The organism is Roseateles sp. P4_D2 (genome assembly GCF_056401875.1).
The window spans coordinates 63,038-84,632 of the sequence record NZ_JBFUIM010000003.1; the positions used below are offsets into that span (position 1 = coordinate 63,038).

The 21,595-nt window shown below is 68.5% G+C and carries 19 protein-coding genes; 10 read left to right on the forward strand and 9 right to left on the reverse strand.

Annotated features, from left to right (window positions below):
- Position 1: 1 nt before the first annotated feature.
- Positions 2–3,064 carry an amidohydrolase family protein gene (locus AC1DW0_RS06155; protein ID WP_477945171.1) on the reverse strand — a complete coding sequence of 1,021 codons (3,063 nt, stop codon included), beginning with the start codon at positions 3,062–3,064 and terminating at the stop codon, positions 2–4.
- Positions 3,065–3,189: 125 nt separating this feature from the next.
- On the opposite strand from AC1DW0_RS06155, the gene AC1DW0_RS06160 reads away from it, so the two are divergent.
- The 5 genes from AC1DW0_RS06160 to AC1DW0_RS06180 all read left to right on the forward strand — a co-directional run bounded on the left by AC1DW0_RS06160 (position 3,190) and on the right by AC1DW0_RS06180 (position 7,127).
- The gene (locus AC1DW0_RS06160) at positions 3,190–4,131 is read left to right on the forward strand and encodes a GGDEF domain-containing protein (protein WP_056196341.1); all 942 of its coding nucleotides are present in this window, start codon (positions 3,190–3,192) and stop codon (positions 4,129–4,131) included.
- Between the two features lie 116 nt (positions 4,132–4,247).
- Positions 4,248–4,520: a flagellar hook protein FlgE gene (locus AC1DW0_RS06165; RefSeq protein ID WP_157281445.1), complete on the forward strand. Its 273-nt coding sequence runs from the start codon at positions 4,248–4,250 to the stop codon at positions 4,518–4,520.
- Positions 4,521–4,643: 123 nt separating this feature from the next.
- Entirely contained in the window at positions 4,644–5,504 is an 861-nt protein-coding gene (locus AC1DW0_RS06170) for a hypothetical protein (RefSeq protein WP_457323238.1), read from the forward strand.
- Between the two features lie 53 nt (positions 5,505–5,557).
- Positions 5,558–6,121, forward strand: a complete 564-nt coding sequence (locus AC1DW0_RS06175; RefSeq protein WP_477945172.1) for a sigma-70 family RNA polymerase sigma factor — start codon at positions 5,558–5,560, stop codon at positions 6,119–6,121.
- Positions 6,114–7,127: an ankyrin repeat domain-containing protein gene (locus AC1DW0_RS06180; RefSeq protein ID WP_477945173.1), complete on the forward strand. Its 1,014-nt coding sequence runs from the start codon at positions 6,114–6,116 to the stop codon at positions 7,125–7,127. The genes AC1DW0_RS06175 and AC1DW0_RS06180 overlap by 8 nt, the downstream gene beginning before the upstream one ends.
- Before the next feature lie 69 nt (positions 7,128–7,196).
- Here AC1DW0_RS06180 and AC1DW0_RS06185 read toward each other — a convergent pair whose 3' ends face one another.
- The 5 genes from AC1DW0_RS06185 to AC1DW0_RS06205 all read right to left on the reverse strand — a co-directional run bounded on the left by AC1DW0_RS06185 (position 7,197) and on the right by AC1DW0_RS06205 (position 12,367).
- Entirely contained in the window at positions 7,197–9,806 is a 2,610-nt protein-coding gene (locus tag AC1DW0_RS06185; RefSeq protein ID WP_056196355.1) for a bifunctional aconitate hydratase 2/2-methylisocitrate dehydratase, read from the reverse strand.
- Between the two features lie 36 nt (positions 9,807–9,842).
- Positions 9,843–10,265, reverse strand: coding sequence for a type II toxin-antitoxin system VapC family toxin (locus tag AC1DW0_RS06190; RefSeq protein ID WP_056196358.1), 423 nt, complete (start codon positions 10,263–10,265; stop codon positions 9,843–9,845).
- The gene (locus AC1DW0_RS06195) at positions 10,262–10,507 is read right to left on the reverse strand and encodes an AbrB/MazE/SpoVT family DNA-binding domain-containing protein (RefSeq protein WP_056196361.1); all 246 of its coding nucleotides are present in this window, start codon (positions 10,505–10,507) and stop codon (positions 10,262–10,264) included. The genes AC1DW0_RS06190 and AC1DW0_RS06195 overlap by 4 nt, the downstream gene beginning before the upstream one ends.
- A gap of 104 nt (positions 10,508–10,611) precedes the next feature.
- Positions 10,612–11,226, reverse strand: a complete 615-nt coding sequence (locus AC1DW0_RS06200) for a hypothetical protein (protein ID WP_157281448.1) — start codon at positions 11,224–11,226, stop codon at positions 10,612–10,614.
- A gap of 127 nt (positions 11,227–11,353) precedes the next feature.
- Positions 11,354–12,367, reverse strand: coding sequence for an HpcH/HpaI aldolase/citrate lyase family protein (locus AC1DW0_RS06205; protein WP_477945174.1), 1,014 nt, complete (start codon positions 12,365–12,367; stop codon positions 11,354–11,356).
- Between the two features lie 150 nt (positions 12,368–12,517).
- On the opposite strand from AC1DW0_RS06205, the gene AC1DW0_RS06210 reads away from it, so the two are divergent.
- Positions 12,518–14,083: a methyl-accepting chemotaxis protein gene (locus tag AC1DW0_RS06210; protein ID WP_457355113.1), complete on the forward strand. Its 1,566-nt coding sequence runs from the start codon at positions 12,518–12,520 to the stop codon at positions 14,081–14,083.
- A gap of 29 nt (positions 14,084–14,112) precedes the next feature.
- Here AC1DW0_RS06210 and AC1DW0_RS06215 read toward each other — a convergent pair whose 3' ends face one another.
- Complete coding sequence (locus AC1DW0_RS06215) at positions 14,113–15,387, reverse strand: MgtC/SapB family protein (protein WP_457355111.1); 1,275 nt, start codon at positions 15,385–15,387, stop codon at positions 14,113–14,115.
- A 268-nt stretch (positions 15,388–15,655) separates the two neighbouring features.
- On the opposite strand from AC1DW0_RS06215, the gene AC1DW0_RS06220 reads away from it, so the two are divergent.
- The 3 genes from AC1DW0_RS06220 (at position 15,656) to AC1DW0_RS06230 (ending at position 19,256) form a co-directional block, all read left to right on the forward strand.
- Positions 15,656–16,021: a TraR/DksA family transcriptional regulator gene (locus AC1DW0_RS06220; protein ID WP_082532599.1), complete on the forward strand. Its 366-nt coding sequence runs from the start codon at positions 15,656–15,658 to the stop codon at positions 16,019–16,021.
- Positions 16,018–16,527, forward strand: a complete 510-nt coding sequence (locus AC1DW0_RS06225; RefSeq protein ID WP_457324725.1) for a c-type cytochrome — start codon at positions 16,018–16,020, stop codon at positions 16,525–16,527. Before AC1DW0_RS06220 ends, AC1DW0_RS06225 begins: the two co-directional genes overlap by 4 nt.
- A gap of 101 nt (positions 16,528–16,628) precedes the next feature.
- Complete coding sequence (locus AC1DW0_RS06230; RefSeq protein WP_457392346.1) at positions 16,629–19,256, forward strand: cation-translocating P-type ATPase; 2,628 nt, start codon at positions 16,629–16,631, stop codon at positions 19,254–19,256.
- Positions 19,257–19,304: 48 nt separating this feature from the next.
- Here AC1DW0_RS06230 and AC1DW0_RS06235 read toward each other — a convergent pair whose 3' ends face one another.
- Positions 19,305–19,901: an NAD(P)H-dependent oxidoreductase gene (locus AC1DW0_RS06235; RefSeq protein WP_056196377.1), complete on the reverse strand. Its 597-nt coding sequence runs from the start codon at positions 19,899–19,901 to the stop codon at positions 19,305–19,307.
- 124 nt (positions 19,902–20,025) lie between these two features.
- Here AC1DW0_RS06235 and AC1DW0_RS06240 point away from each other — a divergent pair, with 124 nt between their 5' ends.
- Positions 20,026–20,955, forward strand: coding sequence for a universal stress protein (locus AC1DW0_RS06240; RefSeq protein WP_477945175.1), 930 nt, complete (start codon positions 20,026–20,028; stop codon positions 20,953–20,955).
- Between the two features lie 85 nt (positions 20,956–21,040).
- Here AC1DW0_RS06240 and AC1DW0_RS06245 read toward each other — a convergent pair whose 3' ends face one another.
- On the reverse strand, positions 21,041–21,463 hold the full coding sequence (locus AC1DW0_RS06245) for a universal stress protein (protein ID WP_056196381.1): 423 nt from the start codon (positions 21,461–21,463) through the stop codon (positions 21,041–21,043).
- Positions 21,464–21,595: the final 132 nt, after the last annotated feature.

Here is a 21,595-nt window from a genome sequence, read left to right on the forward strand (position 1 = left end):
GTCAGTACGCGTCCACGGTGCATTCATGCCAGGCGTCACCGCCGAAATAGCTTTGGCGATCACGGTTTGCCTCGTGCAGCCAGCGTTGCAGTTCGAGCTGGTCCAGCGCTGCGGCCAGCGGTGTGGCCGGCCGCCCCTCGGGCGGCGCGGCGGCTTTGGCGCGCTCGGGTATCGCTAGCGCCACGAGGCGGGCGCGCTCGGCGCTATCACGCTCGCGCAGCTGCGTGTCCTCGCCGCGGTCGAAGTAGCGCCGCCCGTCGATCCAGGTCTGCTCGGCGCGTGCCGCGCTCGACAGCGGGCTTGCGCTCCAGATGACGAAGTCGGCGTCCTTGCCCACTTCCAGCGAGCCGACGCGCCTGTCGATGCGCAACTGCTTGGCCGAGTTGATGGTCACGAACTTCAGCGCCTCGGCCTCGCTCATCCCCCAGGCCTTGCCGCCATAGCGCAGCGCCTTGGCCGCCTCGGTGTTGAGGCGGCGCGCCAGCTCGTCGCTGTCGGAGTTGAAGCTGGTCAGCACACCCGCCTTCTGCGTCATCGCGCCGCTGTAGGGAATGGCGTCCTGCACCTCGACCTTGTAGCCCCACCAGTCCGAGAAGCCGGAGGCGCCGGCGCCCAGCGCCGCGATCTCGGGCGCGACCTTGTAGGCCTCCAGCACATGCTGGAAGGTGGCGACCTCCAGGCCGAAGTCCTTGGCCAGGGCCACGAACATCAGGATCTCGTCGGCGCGGTAGCTGTGGATGTGGATGACGCGCTTGCGTTCCAGCAACTCGACCAGCGTGTCCATCTGCAGGTCGCGGCGCGTGTTCGGGTCGGCCTTGCGCCGCTCGCGGTAGGCCTGCGCAGCCAGGAAGGCATCGCGCATGACCTGCTCGACACCCATGCGCGTCGTCGGATAGCGCGGGTCGCCGTCGTTGGGGGGAAAGTTGGCGCGCTTGACGTTCTCGCCGAGCGCGAACTTGATGCCGGGGCGCGCGCCTTCGAACTTCAGGCCTTCCGCGTCCAGCCCCCAGCGCAGCTTGATGACCTGATTCTGGCCGCCGATGGCATTGGCCGAGCCGTGCAGCAAGTTGGCGCTGGTCACGCCGCCGGCAAGCTGACGGTAGAGGCTGATGTCGGTGGCGTCGACCACATCGCCAACGCGCACCTCAGCCGTCACCGAATGCGCGAACTCGTTGGTGCCGCGGTTGATGGCCGTGTGCGAGTGGGCATCGATGAGGCCGGGCGTCAGGTGCTTGCCTGCAGCGTCGATGACGACGGCGCCAGCAGGCGCTGCCAGACCCTTGCCGATGGCGGCGATGCGGCCGTCGCGCACCAGCAGATCGGTGGCTTCGAGATTGCCGGCAGCGGCACTGGTCCAGACCGTGGCGTTGCGCACCAGCACGACGGCCGGGCGCTCGGGTGGCGCCGTACGGCCGAAGACGCCCGCCGGGAACGTGGCGGGCGACAGGGGTGGTGGGGCGACAACCTGGGCCACAGGCGGCTGGTAGGGCACGATGCGCGTGGCCGTCCAGGGCTGGGTGCGGCCATCGGCCAGCGTCATCGCGCCGGCCATTGACGGGTCACGGCCCTCCAGGCGCAGGCTTTCCTTCGCGCCGACCTCGCAGGGCCAGCGCAACAGCAGTTCGCGGCCGCGTTGCTGCAGCTCGCAGGTCTTGCCATCGACCTGCAGCGTGGGTTTGGCCCGCGTGCCGGCGATCTGCCAGGTTTGCTCGGCTCCACCAGCGGCCTTCACCGTCCAGCGGCCGCGCGCGTCGAAGCGCTCCCAGGCTTCGGTCGGCAGCGGCTGGCCGTCGACGAAGGCGATCTCGACCTCGGCCTGCTCGTTGATGAAAAGATCACCGCTGGCGACGATGACGTGGGCCAGCTGGCCCGGTGCGAGGCGCCCCAGCCGCGGTTGGCTCAGCAGCTTGGCCGGCGTGGTCGTCAGTGCTGCCAGGGCGGCTTCGGGCGTGAGACCGTGCTGCACGGCCTGGCGCAGCCGTGGCCAGAATTCCTTCCTGACGTCCTTCAGCCCTTGCGTCGAGATCGCGAACTCGACGCCCGCCGCCTGCAGGGCGGCAGCGTTGCCGGGCGCACGCTCCCAGTGCTGCAACTGGTGCAGGGGCACGTCCAGCGCGCTCTCGGGCTGCTCGACTTCGGGTGCCGCGGGAAAGGCCAGCGGCAGCAAGAGGGGCAGGCCCAGGGCCTTGAGCTGGGCCGCCTTGCGGTATTCATGGCCGGTGCCTTGGGCGATCAGCTTGAGCCCGAACTCGTCGCGCAGCCTGGCGACGCGCAGCAGGTCTTCTTCGTCCAGCACCTCATGGACGATGGGCTGCTTGCCGCTCAGGGCCGGGGCGAGGGCGCCGAGGCTGGCGTTGAATTCGCGCCGCTCGCCGGCGGGCGCCGGCCCGGCAGCCCAGCGGGCGTTCAGCAGCGTCTGGCGTTCCAGCGCGATGCTGCCCATCAGCGAGGTCGGGTAGCTCAAGTTGCCCGGGCGGGCGCCGCTCTCGAAGTCGAAGGTTGTGTACTCATGGGCCAGGTGCTGGGCCACCTCGGCCGCCAGCACGAGGCTGCGTGCATCCGTGCCGTCGCGCAGGCTGATCAGCGCGCTCTGGCCGCGGAAGACGGCGCCCACGGGCGGCAGGGACAGGGCCGTCGTGAAGCCCTGCTCGCGCGCAGCTCGCACGTCCTCGGGCTTGATCTCCAGCGCCGTGGCCTGGTGGAATTCGCTGCGCACCCAGCGCTGTCCCGGCGTCAGGCCCTTGGCCTTGGAAGCTTCGATGCGCCCCTGGCCGACGCTGCTGGCAGCGTCGATGAAGCCGGCATAGACGGTGCGGCCCTGCAGCGCCCAGACCCGGGCGCCGGCCGGCGGCTTCACGTTGGCACCGACGGCGACGATGACGCCGTCCTTCATGACCAGGGTGCCGTTCTCGACGATCTGGCCCGGCGCCAGCACCAGCCGCGCGCCCGTCAAGGCGTGCCAGCGTGGCGTTGCATCGCGCAGACCCTGAGGGATTTCACTGGGCTGCTGGGCCTGGGTCAGGCCGGTCAGCAGGGCGAGCAGGGAGACCGGAAGCAAGCGCATCGTCTCGTCTTGTGATGGCGCCGTGGTACGGCAAGGACGCGGACTCTAACGCCGTGATCTGCGTCATGGCCGAAAGCCTTCAGTCCTGCGATAGTCGGGCCTAGAAGATCGACTCGGAGACCCCCATGAGCAGCGCTACTTCCGGCACGCCCGCTTCCGCCGAGGACCCCATCGCCGCCCGCCTGCGAGCCTTGCTGGTACGCGCGCCAACGGCCGTCGCCTTCGTTTCCGGCCAGCGCTTCGAAGTCGTCAGCGAGGAGTTCAACCACCTGTTCGGTTTCAACGACGACGGTGAACTGGCCGGACAGCCTACGCGCCTCGTCCACACCACCGACATGGCCCACACAGCGCTGCAGGAACGCGCCGCCGCCGCCTTCGCCGCGGGTCGACCGCTGGACGAGGAGATCGAATACGTCAAGCGCGACGGTCACCGGTTCTGGGGCCGCCTGCAGGCCACGCCGGTGCACTGGGAAGCGCCCGCTGGCGAGTCGCTGTGGATCGTCGAAGACGTCAGCGCCGCCCGCGCGCTGCGCCTGCAGCCCACCTGGACGGCCAAGCACGACGCCGTCACCGAGCTGGCCAACCGCCGGGAGTTCGAGCGCCGCCTGGGCGAGCATGTCGGCAGCCGGCGCAACGAGCCGGTGTCGGTGCTGTGGGTTGACGTGGACCGTTTCGGCGAGGTCATCAAGGACATGGGCGCCGAGGTGGGTGACCATTTCCTCTACGGCCTGGGGCAGATGCTGATCAGCAAGGTGCGGGCTTCCGACCTGGTCGCGCGCCTGGAGGAAGATCATTTCGCCATCCTGCTGCCCGACTGCGACCAGCATTACGCCCAGATCATCGCGGAGAAGGTGCGCTCGTCCATCGCCAGCTACCGCCTGCGCTGGGGCCTGCACCGCACCCGCGTGAAAGCCTCGCTGGGCGTCGTGCAGATCCAGCCGACGCTGGTAACGGTGGACGCCGTGCTCGGCGGCGCGGCGCTGGCCTGCACGGAGGCCAAGGCAGCCGGGGGCGACAGCGTGCGCGTCTTCGTTTCGGCTGGCGGCTACGAAGAGCTTGCGGGCTGATTTCACGTTTGACGCCAGGGCGAACCCCGGAAATGCGGGGTTTTTCGCCAAATGTTCTAAAGTTCACCTACAACGCGGTCGATGTAGCGGCCAGCGCGCCTGAGAACTGAATCCCGATGAACGTCCCCTTGTCCACCGCCATGTCCGGCATCTCGTCAGCGAACGAGCGGCTGCGCGCGTCGGCGGCCAATATCGCCAATCTGGCGAGCAGCAACCAGGCCCGCCCCAGCGTCGAGCCGACCAATGTTGACAAGGTGCCCGAGCGCGAGATCAACCCGGCCAACGAGATCGTCGAACAGCAGTCCGCGGCCTACTCTTTCGTCGCCAACCTGAAGGTGCTGCAGACGCAGATCAACACCACTGGTGCACTGCTGGACATCAAGGCCTGAGCGGCCTTCCTCCTGCGACAGAAGCGGCCTCGGGCCGCTTTTTCTTTGGCCGGCCGGCTTTTTCACCCCGTTTACCGAGCGGCTCCGTACAAGCAAAGGTCCCATCCCTGCGAAGGATCCGCCATGAGTTCCCTGCTTCCGCTGCGCCGCCGCACCGCCTTGCTCCAGTTAGCCGCTTTGACGGGCCTGGCCGGGCTGCACGCCAGTTGTGCCGCCGTCGTGTCGCCGCCCCTGCTCGACATGCAGCTGATCGACCGCGACAGCGGCGCCTCGCTGGCCCAGTACGCCAGCCGTGGTCGCCGCTTCAGCCCGGGCATGCCCGGCTCGCGCTACGCCATCCGGCTCAGCAACCGCAGCGCCGAGCGGGTGCTGGTGGTGCTGTCGGTGGACGGCGTCAACGCCATCACCGGCGACACCGCGGGTTTCAACCAGTCGGGCTATGTGCTGAGCCCGGGCGAGAGCCATGACATCACGGGCTGGCGCAAGAGCGATGAGCACATCGCGGCCTTCGAGTTCACCTCGCTGGGCGATTCCTATGCGGCGCGCACCGGGCGGCCGGCCAATGTCGGCGTGATCGGCGCGGCGGTGTTCCGCGAGGTCTACGTGCCGCCGCCGGTCTACGACGCGCCGCTCGTGTCGCCTGCTGCGCCAGTGGCGCCCAGCCCATTGAGCCGACTCAACAGTGGGACAGCGGACGCTGCAGTCCAGGCAGCTCCAGCGCGCGAAGGCGCGGGGCGGGCTGAGGCGGAGCGCTCGGTGCGGGCCAAGCTGGGCACGGGGCATGGTGCGTCGGAGTGGTCGCCCATTGCGCACACCGGCTTCCAGCGGCGCACATCACAGCCCGAGCAGTTGCTGGAGATCCACTACGACAGCCAGGCCAATCTGATGGCGGCGGGCATCATGCCCCGACCCATGGCGCAGTTGCCGCGGTCCTTCCCCAACAGCAGCGGCGGCTATGTGCCCGACCCGCCGCCGCGCTGGTGAGGCCTCGCCCGATGCCGCAAACCCACCTCTGGCCGGCGTAGCATCCGCGCCGCATGCCTGCGAGTGAACCCGCTGATGAAGAGCTCATCGCCAGCTATCTGCGCGGCGACATGGGTGCGTTCGACCGGCTCTACCGCCGCCATGACCGCAAGACCTTTGCCTTCGTTCGCCAGATGCTGCACCCCACGGATCGCGCCACGGTGGAGGACCTGCACCAGGAAGGCTGGCTGGCCGTTGCAGCCAAGGCCGCCAGCTTTGCGCCCGCAAAAGCCAGGTTCTCGACCTGGCTCTACACCGTGCTGCGCAACCGCGTGCTGGACCATGTTCGGGCGCGTCCGCCGCAGGGAGACGACGAGGCCGACCCGGATCAACTGGCCTCGGCCGCCGCCGGGCCGGAGCAGCTGCTGGCGTCCAAACGCCTGGTCCAGGCCGTTGAGGGTGCCCTGCTGCGCCTGTCCGTCGAGCAGCGGGAGGCATTCTTGCTCTTCACCGTGGTCGAGCTCAGCCTCGCCGAGATTGCCGACGTGACCCAGGCCCATCCCGAAACCGCCAAGACCCGGCTGCGCTATGCGCGCGAGGCCCTGCGGCACCGTTTGAGCGAGTGGCGCGATGGCTGAGTTCGATCCCACCACGCCCAACGACGCGGCCGAGGCTGCGTATCGCGAAGCCCTGCTCGGTGACGACGCGGGCCGCGAGCAGCGACGTGCACGGCTGATGGCGGCGCTGCCCCGGCCGGATGTGGCCGCTGCCGTGCCCGTCGCCGAGAACGCCTTGGCCTGGCGCTGGCAACCCTATGCGCTGGGCCTGCTCATGATGGGGCTGCTGGTGGCGGCAGCACTGGTCTTGAAAGGACGAAACACCGAGCCGCGACCGGAAGCCGATCCGCGGCTGGCCGCGGCCGCGCCCGCATCGACGGCGGCCGTGGTGGTGGCCCAAGCCAGCCCGGCCGTCGAGCCCCAGCCCGCGCCTGCCGCTGAAGCGCCCCGCACAATGGCCAAGGCCAGCCTTGCCAAGCCGCGTGCCGAACGGTCTGCTCCTGCCATGATGGCGGATGCGACGCCGCCGCGGTTGCAACGGCAGGCGGAGGTGAGTGCGGGCACGGCCAAACCGGAGCCACCTGTGATGCCGTCGCCACTGGCCGAGCCGGTGATGGCTGCCGCGCCACCACCCGCTGCACCGGCGGTAGCTGCCGCGCCGTTGCCGCCCCGAGCTGTGGCCGACGCGTCCAGCCAGGCCGAGATGCTGGCGCGGTCGGAAGCAGTTTCAAGCGGGGTCGCGGCCAGGTTTCGAGCGGCGCCGCAGATGGCCCAAAGCCTGGCCGCCTCCGACGTCGCCGAATCGGCGAAAGCCACCATGCCGGCCAATGCCTTCCTGTTGGCGGCTGCCGATCACGCTGACCTGGCGACGGCACGCTCGGCGCTGAAGGCCGGCGCTTCGGTCCACCTGCGTGACAACCAGGGCCGCACGGTTCTCATGCTGGCCGCGCGCACCGGGTCGCGCGAGATGGTGAACCTGTTGCTCGCTGCCGGCGCCCGCAAGGCAGACCGCGATCCCCAAGGCTGGACGGCCGCAGACCATGCCGACGCTCAAGGGCATGGCGATCTGATGCACGTCCTGCGCTAGGCGCCCCACAGGGCGCAAAAAAGCCCGCCGGGCTGGCGCGCGGCGGGCTGGCTTTTGAAGCCTTCAGCCTCAGGCCGCCACGGCCTTGGCCGTGTCCGCGTACTCCTCGATCTGGTCGAAGTTCAGGTACTTGTAGATCGAGGCGCCGTCCTTGTTCACGACGCCCATCGCCTCGTGGTACTCCTGCACCGAGGGGATGTGGCCCAGCTTCGAGGCAATCGCCGCCAGCTCGGCCGATGCCAGGAACACGTTGGTGTTCTTGCCCAGGCGATTCGGGAAGTTGCGGGTGGAGGTGGATACGACGGTCGCGCCTTCGCGCACCTGGGCCTGGTTGCCCATGCACAGGCTGCAGCCCGGCATTTCGGTACGCGCACCGGCCGTTCCGAAGGCGGCGTAGTGGCCTTCCTTGATCAGCTCGCTCTGGTCCATCTTGGTGGGCGGAGCGACCCACAGCTTGACCGGGATGTCGCGCTGGCCGCCCAGCAGCTTGGCCGCGGCGCGGAAGTGGCCGATGTTGGTCATGCACGAGCCGATGAAGGCCTCGTCGATCTTGGTGCCGGCGACTTCGGACAGGAACTTGGCGTCGTCCGGGTCGTTGGGGCAGCAGAGGATGGGCTCCTTGATGTCGGCCAGGTCGATCTCGATGACGTGGGCGTACTCGGCGTCCTTGTCGGCTTCCAGCAGTTCCGGGTTGGCCAGCCAGGCCTCGACCTTCTCGATGCGGCGTTGCAGCGTCTTGGCGTCGGCATAGCCGTCGGCGATCATGTTCTTCATCAGCACGACGTTGCTGGTGAGGTACTCCTTGATCGGCGCGGGGTTTAGCTTGATCGTGCAGCCGGCGGCCGAGCGCTCGGCGGAGGCGTCGCTCAGCTCGAAGGCTTGCTCGACCTTCAGGTCAGGCAGGCCTTCGATTTCCAGGATGCGGCCCGAGAAGGCGTTTTTCTTGCCGGCCTTGGCAACCGTCAGCAGGCCGGCCTTGATGCCGTACAGCGGGATAGCGTGCACGAGATCGCGCAGCGTCACGCCGGGCTGCATCTCGCCCTTGAAGCGCACCAGCACCGACTCGGGCATGTCCAGCGGCATGACGCCGGTGGCGGCGCCGAAGGCCACGAGGCCGGAGCCGGCGGGGAAGGAGATGCCGATCGGGAAACGGGTGTGCGAATCGCCGCCGGTGCCAACCGTGTCGGGCAGCAGCAGGCGGTTCAGCCAGCTGTGGATGACGCCGTCACCCGGGCGCAGCGACACGCCGCCGCGGTTGCTCATGAAGGCGGGCAGCTCGCGGTGGGTCTTGACGTCCACCGGCTTGGGATAGGCGGCCGTATGGCAGAACGACTGCATGACCAGGTCGGCCGAGAAGCCCAGGCAGGCCAGGTCCTTCAGCTCGTCGCGGGTCATCGGGCCGGTCGTGTCCTGCGAGCCGACCGTCGTCATCTTGGGTTCGCAGTAGGTGCCGGGGCGAACGCCCTGGCCCTCGGGCAGGCCCACGGCGCGGCCGACCATCTTCTGCGCCAGCGTGAAGCCGGCCTTGGTCGCCACGGGCGGCGAGGGCAGGCGGAACAGCGTGGACGCGGGCAGGCCCAGGAACTCGCGCGCCTTGGCGGTCAGCGAGCGGCCGATGATGAGGTTGATGCGGCCACCGGCGCGCACTTCGTCGAAGAGCACATCGCTCTTGAGCTTGAACTCGACCAGCGTCTCGCCGTTCTTCACCAGCTTGCCGTCATAGGGCAGCACGTCGATGACGTCGCCCATTTCCAGCTTGGACACATCCACCTCGATCGGCAACGAGCCGGAGTCTTCCTGCGTGTTGAAGAAGATCGGTGCGATCTTGCCGCCCAGCGTGACGCCGCCGAAGCGCTTGTTCGGCACGAAGGGGATGTCCTGGCCCGTGGCCCAGATGACGCTGTTGGTGGCGGACTTGCGCGAGGAGCCGGTGCCGACGACGTCGCCCACGTAGGCGACCAAGTTGCCCTTCTTCTTCAGGTCCTCGATGAACTGCATCGGGCCGCGCTTGCCGTCTTCCTCGGGCTTGAAGGCCGCACCGCCAGCAGAACCAAAGTCCCCACGGGTGTTCTTCAGCATCGCCAGGTAGTGCAGCGGGATGTCGGGGCGGCTCCAGGCATCGGGCGCCGGCGACAGGTCGTCGGTGTTGGTCTCGCCGGGCACCTTGAAGACGGTGACGGTGATCTTCTTCTCGACCTCGGGGCGGCTGGTGAACCACTCGGCATCGGCCCAGCTCTTCATCACCTCCTGCGCCTTGGCATTGCCGGCCTTGGCCTTGGTGGCCACGTCGTTGAAGAAGTCGAACATCAGCAGGGTCTTCTTCAGGCCTTCAGCGGCCACACCGGCGACTTCGGCGTCGTCCAGCAGCTCGATCAGCGGATGCACGTTGTAGCCGCCCACCATGGTGCCGAGCAGCTCGGTGGCCTTGGCCTTGGAGATCAGGCCGACCTTGATGTCGCCGTGCGCGACAGCGGCCAGGAAGCTGGCCTTGACCTTGGCGGCGTCGTCCACGCCCGGGGGCACGCGGTGGGTCAGCAGGTCCAGCAGGAAGGCGTCTTCACCGGCGGGCGGAGCCTTGATCAGCTCGATCAGCTCGGCGACCTGCTTGGCATCCAGGGCGAGGGGCGGGATGCCGAGGGCGGCACGTTCGGCGGCGTGTTGGCGGTAGGCGGACAGCATGGGGGAACTCCTGGCGGAACGGGGATGGAAAAGGAATCAGGCGGCTCCAGGCACGATGACCTTGAGACCCTTGAAGTAGTCGCGGAAGAAACCTTGATCGCGGCTGATCAGTGCCTGGCATTGCAGCAGGGCGTGGGCGCCGATCAGGAAGTCGGGAACGGTGCGCGGACCGGTGGGTGCCTGGCCGGAGGCCTTGCGGCGCTCCTTGTAGCGGCGCTGCATTTCGCCGGCACGAACGGCCGCGCGGGATTCGATGGGAGAGTAGACGATGCCGACGCCTTCCAGCGCATCCAGCAGCTCGGCGCCAAAGCCGAGGCCGGAGACGACTTCGCTGAGCACGACGTCGCAGGCGACGACCGGCCCGCGCGCCAGCGCCTGGCGAAGACAGTCTTCAGCGGATTCGGCGCCCACGTCACCGCCCAGCAGGTCGATGAGAACGGAGGAATCGATGGCGATCACGGCTCGACCGGGTCGCCGGGGGCGCGGCCACGCAGCTCGCGCATGACGTCGTCGGTGGTGACGCCTTCAGGCAGTTTGAAGCGCCCGCGCAGCTTGGCCAGCGCGTCGTCGACGTTCTTGCGCAGGATGATGCGCCCGCCATCAAGCTCGACCTTGAGCGTCGTGCCCTTGGTCAGACCGAGGGCATCTCGGACGGCTTTGGGCAGGGTGATCTGCCCGCGTTCGGCAACGGTGGCTTCCATGGCGCCTCCAGCGGCTGAGCGCCGCGGAGGCGGTGGCTCAGGTATGCATCGAAAAGTATGTATTCATTCTACATACCCAAGCCACGGGTTTCAACAGCAATGACTCACTTGGCCTTGGCTGGCTTGGCCGGTTTCGCAGCCACCGGGGGCGCTGCGGGTGTTTCGGCCGCCGTGGGCGTGATGCCCAGGCCGCTGCGTGCTGCCTCGGCGGCTTCGGCCTCGGGGTCGTTGATCTTGGCAGCCTTGGCGGCTTCGATCAGCTTGATCTGCTCGGGGTGGACGCAGTCGTCGATGAGGCGCTGGCCGATCTTGGTGTCCAGCAGCATGGACTTGTTGGCGATCTGGATCATCAGCGTGCGGCCGGTCACGTCTTCCAGGCGCAGGGCGCCGGTTGACGACAGCACGGGCTTCATCGTGAAGACCTGCTTCTTCCAGGCCACGTTGATGTAGCCGGCCACCTTGGGATGCTTCTCGATCTGCACGGTCTCCTTGAACTCGCAGGCGTAGTCGCCCAGGTAGGCGCGCTCCGCAGCGGCAAGCTGGGCCTCATCGGCATCGACCAGCACAGGCTCGGGCGGCGGCGGCGGTGCCTTCTTGGCGGGCGCGGGCTTGGCCGCGGCCTTGGTTTTTGCGACGGGCTTGGCCGGAGCGGTCTGGGCCAGGGCGGGCAAGGCGGCGCAGAGGATCAGGGCGGCGGCACTGGCACGGAGCGAAGTCATCGGCATCTGGAATCGGGGTGGGAAAGGAGGGTGGAAAAAGCTGGCGAATCATGGCTGCAATGCGGCCGCGCAGCGGTGAAAAGATGTAGGCATTGTCCGCGTGACGGACTGCACGCCGGTTCGTGCCTCACTCGGCGATTACCCCGATGGCTACGGGGAAAAACGCCGATCGCGCTGCGTCGGGCAAGGCGCGCCCGGTGCGCTCGGCGCGCTCCAGCACAGTCCAGAAGTAGCGGTAGCTGGCGCGGTCGTGCAGGCGGTCGTGGAAAGAGATGGGAGCCCATTGCGCGGCTCGTGCGGCAAGCAGCAGCTCGGCCGCTTCGGCCACTTCGTCGGCGGCCGGCGCGAACGCCTCGACGATGGGACGGATCTGGTCGGGATGGATGCTCCACATGCGCGTGTAGCCGAACTCGCGCGCGGCGCGCCGCGCGGCCGCCGCGAGCCGTTCGGCATCGCGGAACTCGGTGACCACGCAGTGCGAAGGCGTCTTGCCAAAGGCATGGGCCGCGGCGGCAATCTCGAGCTTGGCGCGCACGACCAGCGGATGCTCGAACTGGCCGGGCAGCTCCATCGCCGTCTTGGGGATGGCGCCGCCATGGGCCGAGACAAAGTCCATCAGCCCGAAGGACAGCGACTCGATGCGCGGATGGGCGGCGATGCGAAAGACCTCGCGCAGCGCGCCGTGCGTTTCGATCAGCACCTGCAGCGGTAGCCTGGGCTGGGCGTGGCGCTCGCAGGCGGCATCGATGGCGGCCACAGCGCGCTCGACGTCCTCGGCGCTCTCTGGTTTGGGGATCATCAGATAGGCCAGCCTGTCGCCGGCCTTGGCGATCAAGGTGTCGACGTCGGCTTCGAAGGCGGCGTGGCAGAAAGGGTGCACGCGGGCGCCGACGCGGCCGAAGCGGTTGGCCGAGCTCGTTGCCAGTTCGGCGATCAGCAGCGCATGCTCGGCCTCGCCGCCGACCGGGGCGCCGTCCTCGGCGTCCAGCGTGATGTCGAAGACGGGGCCGAGTTCGGCCTGCAGGGCCAGGCTCTTGCGCATGCGGGCCTCGACGCCGCAGTAGTGGTCGACGACCGGCAGCGAGGGCCGAGCGGCTTCGTGGCCGAACAGGGCCTGGCGGGGGTGCAGGAGTGCGCTCATCGCGCCACTGTACCCAGGCCGGCGGCGGCGCCAGATGTGACGCCGGTCGCGAAATCGCGACGTTTGCGGGAACAAGAGGGTGCTTACGCACTGTCATATCTGACCCAGGCGTGACAGCATCTGCGCACAACGATCTCCGGAGACAAAGCCATGCTCAAGCTCGAGTCGCTCAGAGTTTCCCGCCGCTTGGCCCTGCAGACCTTCGGCGCTGTTCTTGGCGTGCTGCTGGTTGCGGCCATCCTGCTGTTCTCGGAGCGGGAATTGATCCTGAACGAGCGCCAGCAGGCGGTGCGCCAGGCGGTCGAGGCGGCGCATGGCGTCGTCTCGCATTTCCACGCCCAGGTTGCGACAGGCAAGCTGTCCGACGAGGACGCCAAGAAGGCGGCCCTCGCCGCCCTGCGGGGACTGCGCTACAGCGGCAACGAGTATTTCTGGGTCAACGACATGAGCCCGATCATGGTCATGCATCCCATGAAGCCGGAGCTGGAGGGCAAGACGCTGAACAACAGCAAGGACCCGACCGGCAAACCGCTCTTCGTCGCGATGGTCGACATCGTCAAGGCCAGTGGCGCAGGCTTCCTGCCCTACATGTGGCCCAAGCCGGGCAGCGAGCAGCCGGTGCCCAAGGTGTCCTACGTCAAGGGCTTCACGCCCTGGAGCTGGATCATCGGCTCGGGCGTCTATGTGGACACGGTCGACGCGGCCATCTGGCAGCGCGTCTGGAAGGTGGGCCTGGGGGTGGGGGTGCTGGCCGGCGTGCTGCTGGTGCTGGGCCTGGCTATCACGCGCAGCATCACGCGCCAGTTGGGTGGCGAGCCCGCGCGCGTCAATGAGATCACGCGCCAACTGGCCGAAGGCGACCTCAGCGTTGACATCGACCTGCAGGGCAGCAGCCATGAGAGCGTCATGCAGGGCGTGAAAGCCATGCGCGACAGCATGGCAAGCATCGTGCAGCAGGTGCGTGACGGCTCGGAGTCGGTGGCCAATGCGAGCTCTGAGATCGCCTCTGGCAACCAGGACCTGAGCGCCCGCACCGAGAGCCAGGCCAGCGCGCTGCAGCAGACGGCGGCCTCCATGGACGAACTCGGCGCCACCGTGCGCAACAACGTCGACAACGCCCAGCAGGCCAACCAGCTGGCGCAGAACGCTTCGCATGTCGCTGCAGAAGGCGGCCAGGTCGTCAAGCAAGTTGTCGACACGATGAAGGGCATCAACGACAGCTCGCGCCGCATCGGCGACATCATCTCCGTCATCGACGGCATCGCCTTCCAGACCAACATCCTGGCGCTGAACGCCGCCGTGGAAGCGGCACGCGCCGGCGAGCAGGGCCGCGGCTTCGCAGTCGTCGCCGGCGAGGTGCGGCTGCTGGCCGGCCGCAGCGCGGAAGCCGCCCGGGAGATCAAGACGCTGATCTCGCAGAGCCTGGAGCGCGTCGACCGCGGCAACACGCTGGTCGATCAGGCGGGCGCGACGATGGACAGGGTGGTCAGCAGCATCCAGCGTGTGACCGACATCATGGGCGAGATCAGCTCGTCCAGTGCCGAGCAGAGTTCGGGCGTGAGCCAGGTTGGCGCGGCCGTCACGCAGATGGACCAGGCCACGCAGCAGAACGCCGCGATGGTGGAGCAAATGGCCGCCGCGGCCGACGGCCTCAAGGTGCAGGCCCAGCAGCTGGTGGAGACGGTGTCGACCTTCCGGCTGCCGGCCACGCGCTGACGCCGTGGCGGGCGTGGCCCAGTTTCGGTTCAGAGCCAAACCCAGGCCGAGGTGCCACCCACCAGGCAGATCGCCACACTCGCGATGGCCATCTCCCGGCGCACCGTGCCGCGCGCGACAAGCAGCACCATCGCGATCTTCACCACCGTGTTGGCAAGCAGGGCCGCCAGCAGCGCCCACGCGGTCCCGGCCGTCGTCAGCGAGCCGTCCTTCTGGCCGCTGAGCGAAAGCACGATCGCGTCAACGTCTGCCGCGCCAGCGAGCGCCGAGATCGCAAGCAGGCCGCCGCTCGGGAATTGCTGCTGGGCCAGCTTCGTCACGACGAGGACGACGGCGAACAGGATGCCGAACCGGATCGCCGCGCCCAGGCTGAATGGGTTCTTCAGAGGTGTGGCTGCCTGGGCGGAGCTGGTTGCGGCGGCCGCTCCGGCGAGATAGTGCCGCAATGCCAGCGCGCCAGTGGCCAGGGCCATGGCCGACAGCGGGGGCCACAAGGCGCCCAGCAGCTGCCGATTGAGGATGGCGATGATCGTCGTCACGCGCAGGAACATGACGAACCAGGCACACAGGATGCCGGCGGCCGCCGCGCTGGCGTTGGCGGAGCTTTCGGCCTTCCGGCTGTCACGTGCGAAATTCAGCGTGGTGGCCGTCGAAGAGACCAGGCCTCCGGCAAGGCCGGTGATGGCAGCGCCTCGCGCCGGCCCCAGCCAGCGCATGCCGATGTAGCCGGCCAGGGAGAGTGCGGAGATCAGCACCACCAGCAGCCACAGCTGGTAGGGGTTCAGTGCGTGCCAGGGGTCCACCGTCTCATTCGGCACGAGGGGCAGCACGATGACCGACGCAATCAGCAGCTTGATGCCTGCAAGGATGTCATCGAGGCCGACCCGCTCCACCAGGGCGTGCAGGGGCTGCTTGAAGGCGAGGACTGCCGACAACGCCACGGCCAGGGCCACGGCCAGCGCCTGATTGCCGGTCGCCGCCATGCCGCCCAGAAGCACGACGAGCAAGGCGGCGATCTCGCTGGTCATGCTGGGAGGTGCATCCTTGCCATCCCGGCGCCACAGCGCGTGGCTGGCAATTGCCATTGCGCTCGCGCACACGAGCACTGCCACGAAGAGCCACTGAAGCTGCAACTGCTGCCCGAGCCAGGCCGACGCCGCGCCGGACAAGGCCAGCAGGGCATGGGTGCGGATGCCGCCGATCGTGTGGGAAGGCGCGGCCGGCCGTTTCTTCTCCCGTTCGATGCCGACCAGGATGCCGATGAGGAGGGCGACGAAGAAGCGGCCGGCGAGATCAGGCGTCATGCCCGCTGCCTTTGGCGCCGCCCGGCCGGCCTTGCGAGGCTGAATTCATTGGCATGCGTGTCCCTCGATTGGCGGCTGCCTCGCAGCCCTGACGACGAGTCAATCTATTCGGCCAGTGCAGCGCAGGCGTTGATCCCAGTCAATCCGCAACGTGCGGCGATCGATGCAGCGGCCAGGTCGGGGCTTCAGTCGTCCGGCTTGATCCAGCGCAATCCATTTGCCGGTGGGCTGCCTAGCATGGCTCTTCGCCGACCAAGGATTGCCCAAGATGGAAACTCAGACTCAAGCGCACCTGCCCATGCTGCGCCAACTGCTGCTGTACCGCCAGACCGAGCTGCGAGCCGAGGTTCATGCGGCGCAGCTGGCACGTCAAGCGGTGCAGACGCAGTCCCAGGAGGTGCGGGATCTCAAGGACGACGCTGAACTCATGCAGCGCCAGCAGACCGAGGACTTCCAGGCCGCCCGGGACTTGCGGGAGCTGCAGGACGTTGACGACGCGCTGGGTCGCCTGGCCGCGGGAAGCTATGGCGACTGCGCCAACTGCGGCGAGGCTATTCCCGTGGCGCGCCTCACGGCCCTGCCGTCCGTGCGGCTGTGCGCAGGCTGCCAGGCGGTCCGGGAGCATCTGTCATGAATGCGAACGGCGTGGGGCGGTACCGTCTGGCCCTCGCGTCACTCGCCGCGGCCGCACTGGCCGCCGGTTGCGCCGTAGAGGTGCAAAACGCCAAACCCGCCCGGGAGCTGGCGCGCCGCGCCTTGCCGGAAGGCGAGGTCTATATCGGCTGGCGGGTGTTCCAGCAGAAGTGCGCGACCTGCCACGGCCCGGCGGCGACCGGTACGGCGGCCGGCCCCGACCTGCTGCCCAGACTCCGCGAGATGGGCTCGCACCAGTTCGTGAGCCTGGTGCTCAGGCGCTATGACTGGATCCTCGCGGCGGCGGAGTCCGACCCGCAAGGCGCCTCGCAGAGCGCCCTGGTTGAAAAGGTTCTGCAGGGCCGGGAAGCGGCGCTGGTGATGCCTGCCTGGCAGGGCGACCCCACCGTGACGGCCCACATCATCGACCTCTACGCCTATCTGTCGGCCCGGGCCGACGGTGTGCAGGGCGCGGGCCGCCCTTCGCGGCCGCGGGCGCCCGACTGAGGGGCCGCTTTCAGGTCCTTCGCGGCAGGGGAATGCCATGCTTCAAGAAAATGTCGCTCTGATGACGGGCTGCACCTCGGGGATCGGTCTTCCAGCCTTCGATGGTGGCCGCCTTGCACGCTGAGAGCGAGGCGCCGACCGGCGCAGGCATCCCCGCGTCACCGCCACAGGCAACCCAGTCCACGCCCACGCTGCCTCGAGGACTGAGCGACGCGCAGGCCCGCCAGCGCTTGTCGCTCCATGGCCCCAACGAGGTGGGCGACACGCAAAAGCGGGGCCTGGCACGCACGCTTCGCGGTGTGTTCAGCGAGCCCATGTTCCTGCTGCTGCTGGCTGCTGCGGCCATCTACCTGCTGCTGGGTGATCTGGGCGAGGGCCTGCTCCTGGCTTTCTTCGCTGTTGTCACGGTGGGCCTCGTCGTCATGCAGGAGCGGCGCAGCGAGCATGCGCTGGCTGCCTTGCGCACGCTGTCTGCACCGCAGGTGCGCGTCGTGCGTGACGGGCGCATGGCACGCATCCCGGCGCGTGAGCTGGTGCCTGGCGACATCTTCCTGGTCGGGGAGGGCGAGCGGGTCGCGGCCGACGGTATCGTTCGCGAGGCGGTCGGGCTGCAGGTCGACGAGTCGCTGCTGACCGGGGAATCGGTGCCGGTGGACAAACGGGTGTGGCAGGTGCAAGACGGCCTGGCCATGGCGTCGCCCGAGCGCAATGCCAGTGCTTTCGTGTACGCGAGCACCCTGGCCATCACGGGCCACGCCGTCATCGAGTCGGTGGCCACCGGCGCAGGCACGCAGGTCGGTCGCATCGGCGCATCGCTGGCCGCCATTGAAACGGCACCAACGCCCCTGGAGCAGCATCTGCGCCGACTGGTGCGTGTCTTTGGCCTGGCTGCCGCCGCCATTTGCGCAGTGATCGTGGTGGTTTACGGCCTGGTGCACGGCGACTGGATGCAGGGGCTGCTGTCGGCCGTCGCCATCGGCATGGCGATGCTGCCCGAAGAGTTCCCGATGGCGCTCGCCGTCTTCCTTTCGCTGGGCGCCTGGCGGCTGGCTCGCATCAAGGTGCTGGCGCGTCGTCCCGCGGTCATCGAGGCGCTGGGTGCAGCCACGGTGTTGTGCGTGGACAAGACAGGGACCCTTACCGAAAACAGGATGCAGCTGTCCCGCCTGGTGACCGACGAGATGGAGGTCGGGATCGAGGCTGGCAAGGACCTGCCCGAGGCGGCGCATCGGCTGCTCGAGTTCGGCATGCTGGCTTCGCGGCGTGATGGCAGCGACCCGATGGACCGTGCGCTGTTCGCGCGAGGCGATGCCTTGCTGGCAGGCACTGCACACCTGCACCCCGACTGGACGTTGACGCGCGAGTTTCCGCTCAGCCCCGAATTGCTGGCGATGTCGCATGAATGGACGGACGCAGCCGGCCGGCTTCGCGTCGCCGCCAAGGGTGCGCCGGAAGCGGTGTTCGATCTGTGCCACCTCGACCCGCAACGCAGTGCCGATCTCTTGGCCCGTGTGAAGCGCCTGGCCGCACAGGGACTTCGCGTGCTGGCCGTGGCCGAGGCGTGCCCGCCGCGTGGTGAAACGGTGGCGCATCAGCATGACCACGACTTCACGTTGCTGGGCCTGGCAGCCTTCGAGGATCCGCTGCGCGACAGCGTGCCGGATGCGGTCGCGCAGGCGCGGGAAGCCGGCATCGCGGTGGTGATGGTCACCGGCGATCATGCGGCCACGGCACTGGCCATTGCCGAGCAGGCCGGCCTCGACGTGCGTGGGGGCGTCCTGACCGGGGCCGACATCGCCGGTTTCGGAGAGGCCGAGCTCGCCGAGGCCGTGCGGCATGTGCGCGTCTTCGCCCGCGTGATGCCGGAGCACAAGCTCAGGCTGGTGCTGGCGCTGCGGCGCAACGGCGAGACCGTGGCCATGACGGGCGACGGCGTCAATGACGCACCGGCGCTGAAGGCGGCTCACGTCGGTATCGCGATGGGGATACGTGGGACGGACGTCGCGCGCGAGGCCGCCGGCCTGGTGCTGCTGGACGAAGATTTCGGACGCATCGTCGGCGGTGTTCGCATGGGCCGGCGCATCTTCGACAACCTCCGCAAGGTCATGACCTACATCACCGCCATCCATGTCCCGGTGGCCGGACTGGCGCTGCTGCCCCTGCTGCTCGGGCTGCCGCCGCTGATGCTGCCGGTCCATGTGGTGCTGACCGAGATGGTGATCGATCCGGTGTGCTCGCTGGCCTTCGAAGGTGCCGCCGAAGCGCCGGGGCTGATGCGGCGGCCGCCGCGGCGCACAGACGACGGCATCGTGGGCTGGTCGATGTTGTGGCAGGGCTTGGCGCAGGGAAGCTGCCTGCTCGCGGCGACCCTTGGCGTTTACATGCTGGCGTTGCAGGCCGGGCGTGACACCGACGTGGCCCGCACGCTGGCGGTGGTCGGCCTGACGTTCGGAAACCTGATGCTGGTGGCGGCCAACATGGCAATCGGCAACGGGCTTCGCGCCTTGTCCGGTCGCAGCGCCCGGGCCTTCTGGGCAGTCGCTGCCGTGGCGGCGTCGGCGCTTGCGACCGCCGTGCTGGTGCCAGGCCCGAGGCGCCTGCTGCATTTTGGCGTTCCGGCGCCCGGGGACCTCTTGCTGGCCTGGGTGACGGTGGCGCTGGCAGTGGGTGCCGGGATCACATGGAGCGGATGGCTGCGCAGCGCCTCGGCGTCAAGGCGGCCAAGCTGAAGCCGGCGGCAGTTGGCATCGGGCGCCCCTGGGCCTGCGAAAGGCGGCTCAGTCGGCGCTCGCGCCGATCTGGCGCATCCGCTTGAGCCACTTCGCCACGCCGGCTTCGCCCAGGGACTCGACCCCGCCCACCAGCGTTTCGTGAACCGGAGCGAAGCCGACGAAGCCCAGGATGTTGCGTTCCAGTGATTTCAGGCTGTGGGCACGGAAATACCAGCGGTAGACGAGTGCCGGCATGCCCATGGTCACGACCACCCTCGCGGAACGGCCCTTGAGCAGCTTGCCGCCGGCCGCCCCATCGCCCGCCTTGCCCAGCGCAAAGCCGGGGCGCGCCACCTGTTCGAGAAAGGCCTTCAGCAAAGCCGGCATGTCGCCCAGCCACAGCGGGAAGAACAGCACCACGTGGCTGGCCCAACGGATGTGCTCCTGTGCGGGCAGCAGCGAAGCGGGCAGGGCGCCGTGGTCCCATTCGTCTTTGCTGCGAAGCAGCGGGAAATCCAGCGTCGCCACGTCCATGAGGCGCACGTCATGGCCCGCTGACCGCGCGCCCTCGGCATAGGCATCCGCCAGCGCGTGGCAGAGGTGGCCTCGGGTGGCGTCAGGGTGCCCGAGGATGAGGAGAACGCGTCGCGCATGGGTATTCATCACCCAAGGCTAGCGAGGTGGAGCTTGCGCCGCGTTGCGCGGGATCAATAGGCTCAGCTTCCAGGGCGTCACCGACTGAAGAACGGAAGCCCGACCCGGCGGCAGCGAGAAACCCCTGCTTTCATTGACCGGGGTCAACCACGCCACCGTCGCCGTCGAGAAACATCTGGCGCACGCAACGGCGCCACGGCGTCAATGGAGAAACAGCATGGGAATCAAGAGCATCCTCGTTCACCTCGACAGTGGAGTGAACGTCCAGGGCCGCGTGGACGCTGCCGCGGCGCTGGCCCTGCGGTACGAGGCTCATCTCATCGGCCTTGCGCCGGCCGGGTGGTACGCCCTGCCGCCCGAAGGCGCCGGAGGCGGGGGGCTTGCCGCCTATCAGCAGGCGGCGATGAATGAACTGCGCAGCCGGGCACTCGACTGCGCGCGCCTCTTCCAGGAACGGGTCTCGCTCCTGGGTGTGACCTCCTATGAAGGCCGCGTCGAGATGGGCTATGCAGGTGAAGTGATGACGCTTGCAGCGCGCTACTGCGACCTGGCCGTGGTCTCCCAGCTGAATCCCGATGACGCGTGCAACGGCCAGTCGGCGCAGATGGCGCAGGAAATGCTGCTGCGCTCGGGCCGGCCGCTGCTGGTGCTGCCGTTCGCGGGCGAGTGCGAGGTGCCGGCCGCGTCACGGGTGCTGGTCGGGTGGGACGGCAGCCGCGAAGCCGCACGGGCCATGCGTGATGCGCTTCCTCTGCTGAGGCAGGCGGCGAGTGTCGAGGTGGCCGTGTTCGAGACGCCTGAAGACGTGGGGCGCAATCACGGCCAGATGCCGGGCGCCGACATCGGGCTCTGGCTTGCGCGTCATGGGCTGAAGGTGAAGGTCAGCTATGTGCCCATCAAGGTGGCGGCGGGCGAAGCGCTGTTGTCGCACGCGGCGGACATGGGTGCCCAGCTGATCGTCGCCGGTGGCTACGGCCATTCGCGCCTGCGCGAGGCTGTGCTCGGCGGCGTGACGCGCACGTTGATGGCCAGTTCGCCCGTGCCGGTGTTGCTTTCGCACTGAGCATGCTGGGCGGCATTGCGGCCGCTCAGTGCTGCTGTCAGGCCGTGACCGGCAGTAGGACGCCGGCGGCACCTTCGCCGACTAGCTAGCGAACCAGCAGCACGGGCGCCTTGGTATGGGCCAGCAGGCGCGCGGACACCGAGCCCAGCACGGCACCGGCGAAAGCCCCGTGACCATGCGAGCCCATGACCAGCAGGTCCGGAGCCTCTTCATTGACGATCTCGGCCAGTACCTCGGCGGGATGGCCGACCGCGTGGTGCTCACGCAGGCTCCAGCCCTGCATGGCAGCGAACTCGCGCACCGGCTTGAGCACCTTCTCGCCTTCGTCGGCGTAGTACGTCTGCAAGGTGTCGTGCGGCAGGAAGCGGGCCGCATGCGGCGGCACCTGGGCCGTCACATTCAGGGCGACGAATTCGTGGTGTTTGCCCACGAGTTCGTCGTGGGCGGCGAGGTAGCTGAGCATTCGCTTGGTGTACGCGCTGCCGTCGACTGCAAGAACGATCTTCATGGCGGCTCCTGGGTGAATCCGGGGCAGGGCAGATCCTGCGCGCCCGGGCCGGGGGCCGACTTGCGCTTTGTCAATCGATCCGGCTGACCCGGCCGCGCTTTTTGGGCAGCGCGGGGCTGTCGCAGCGAGCGA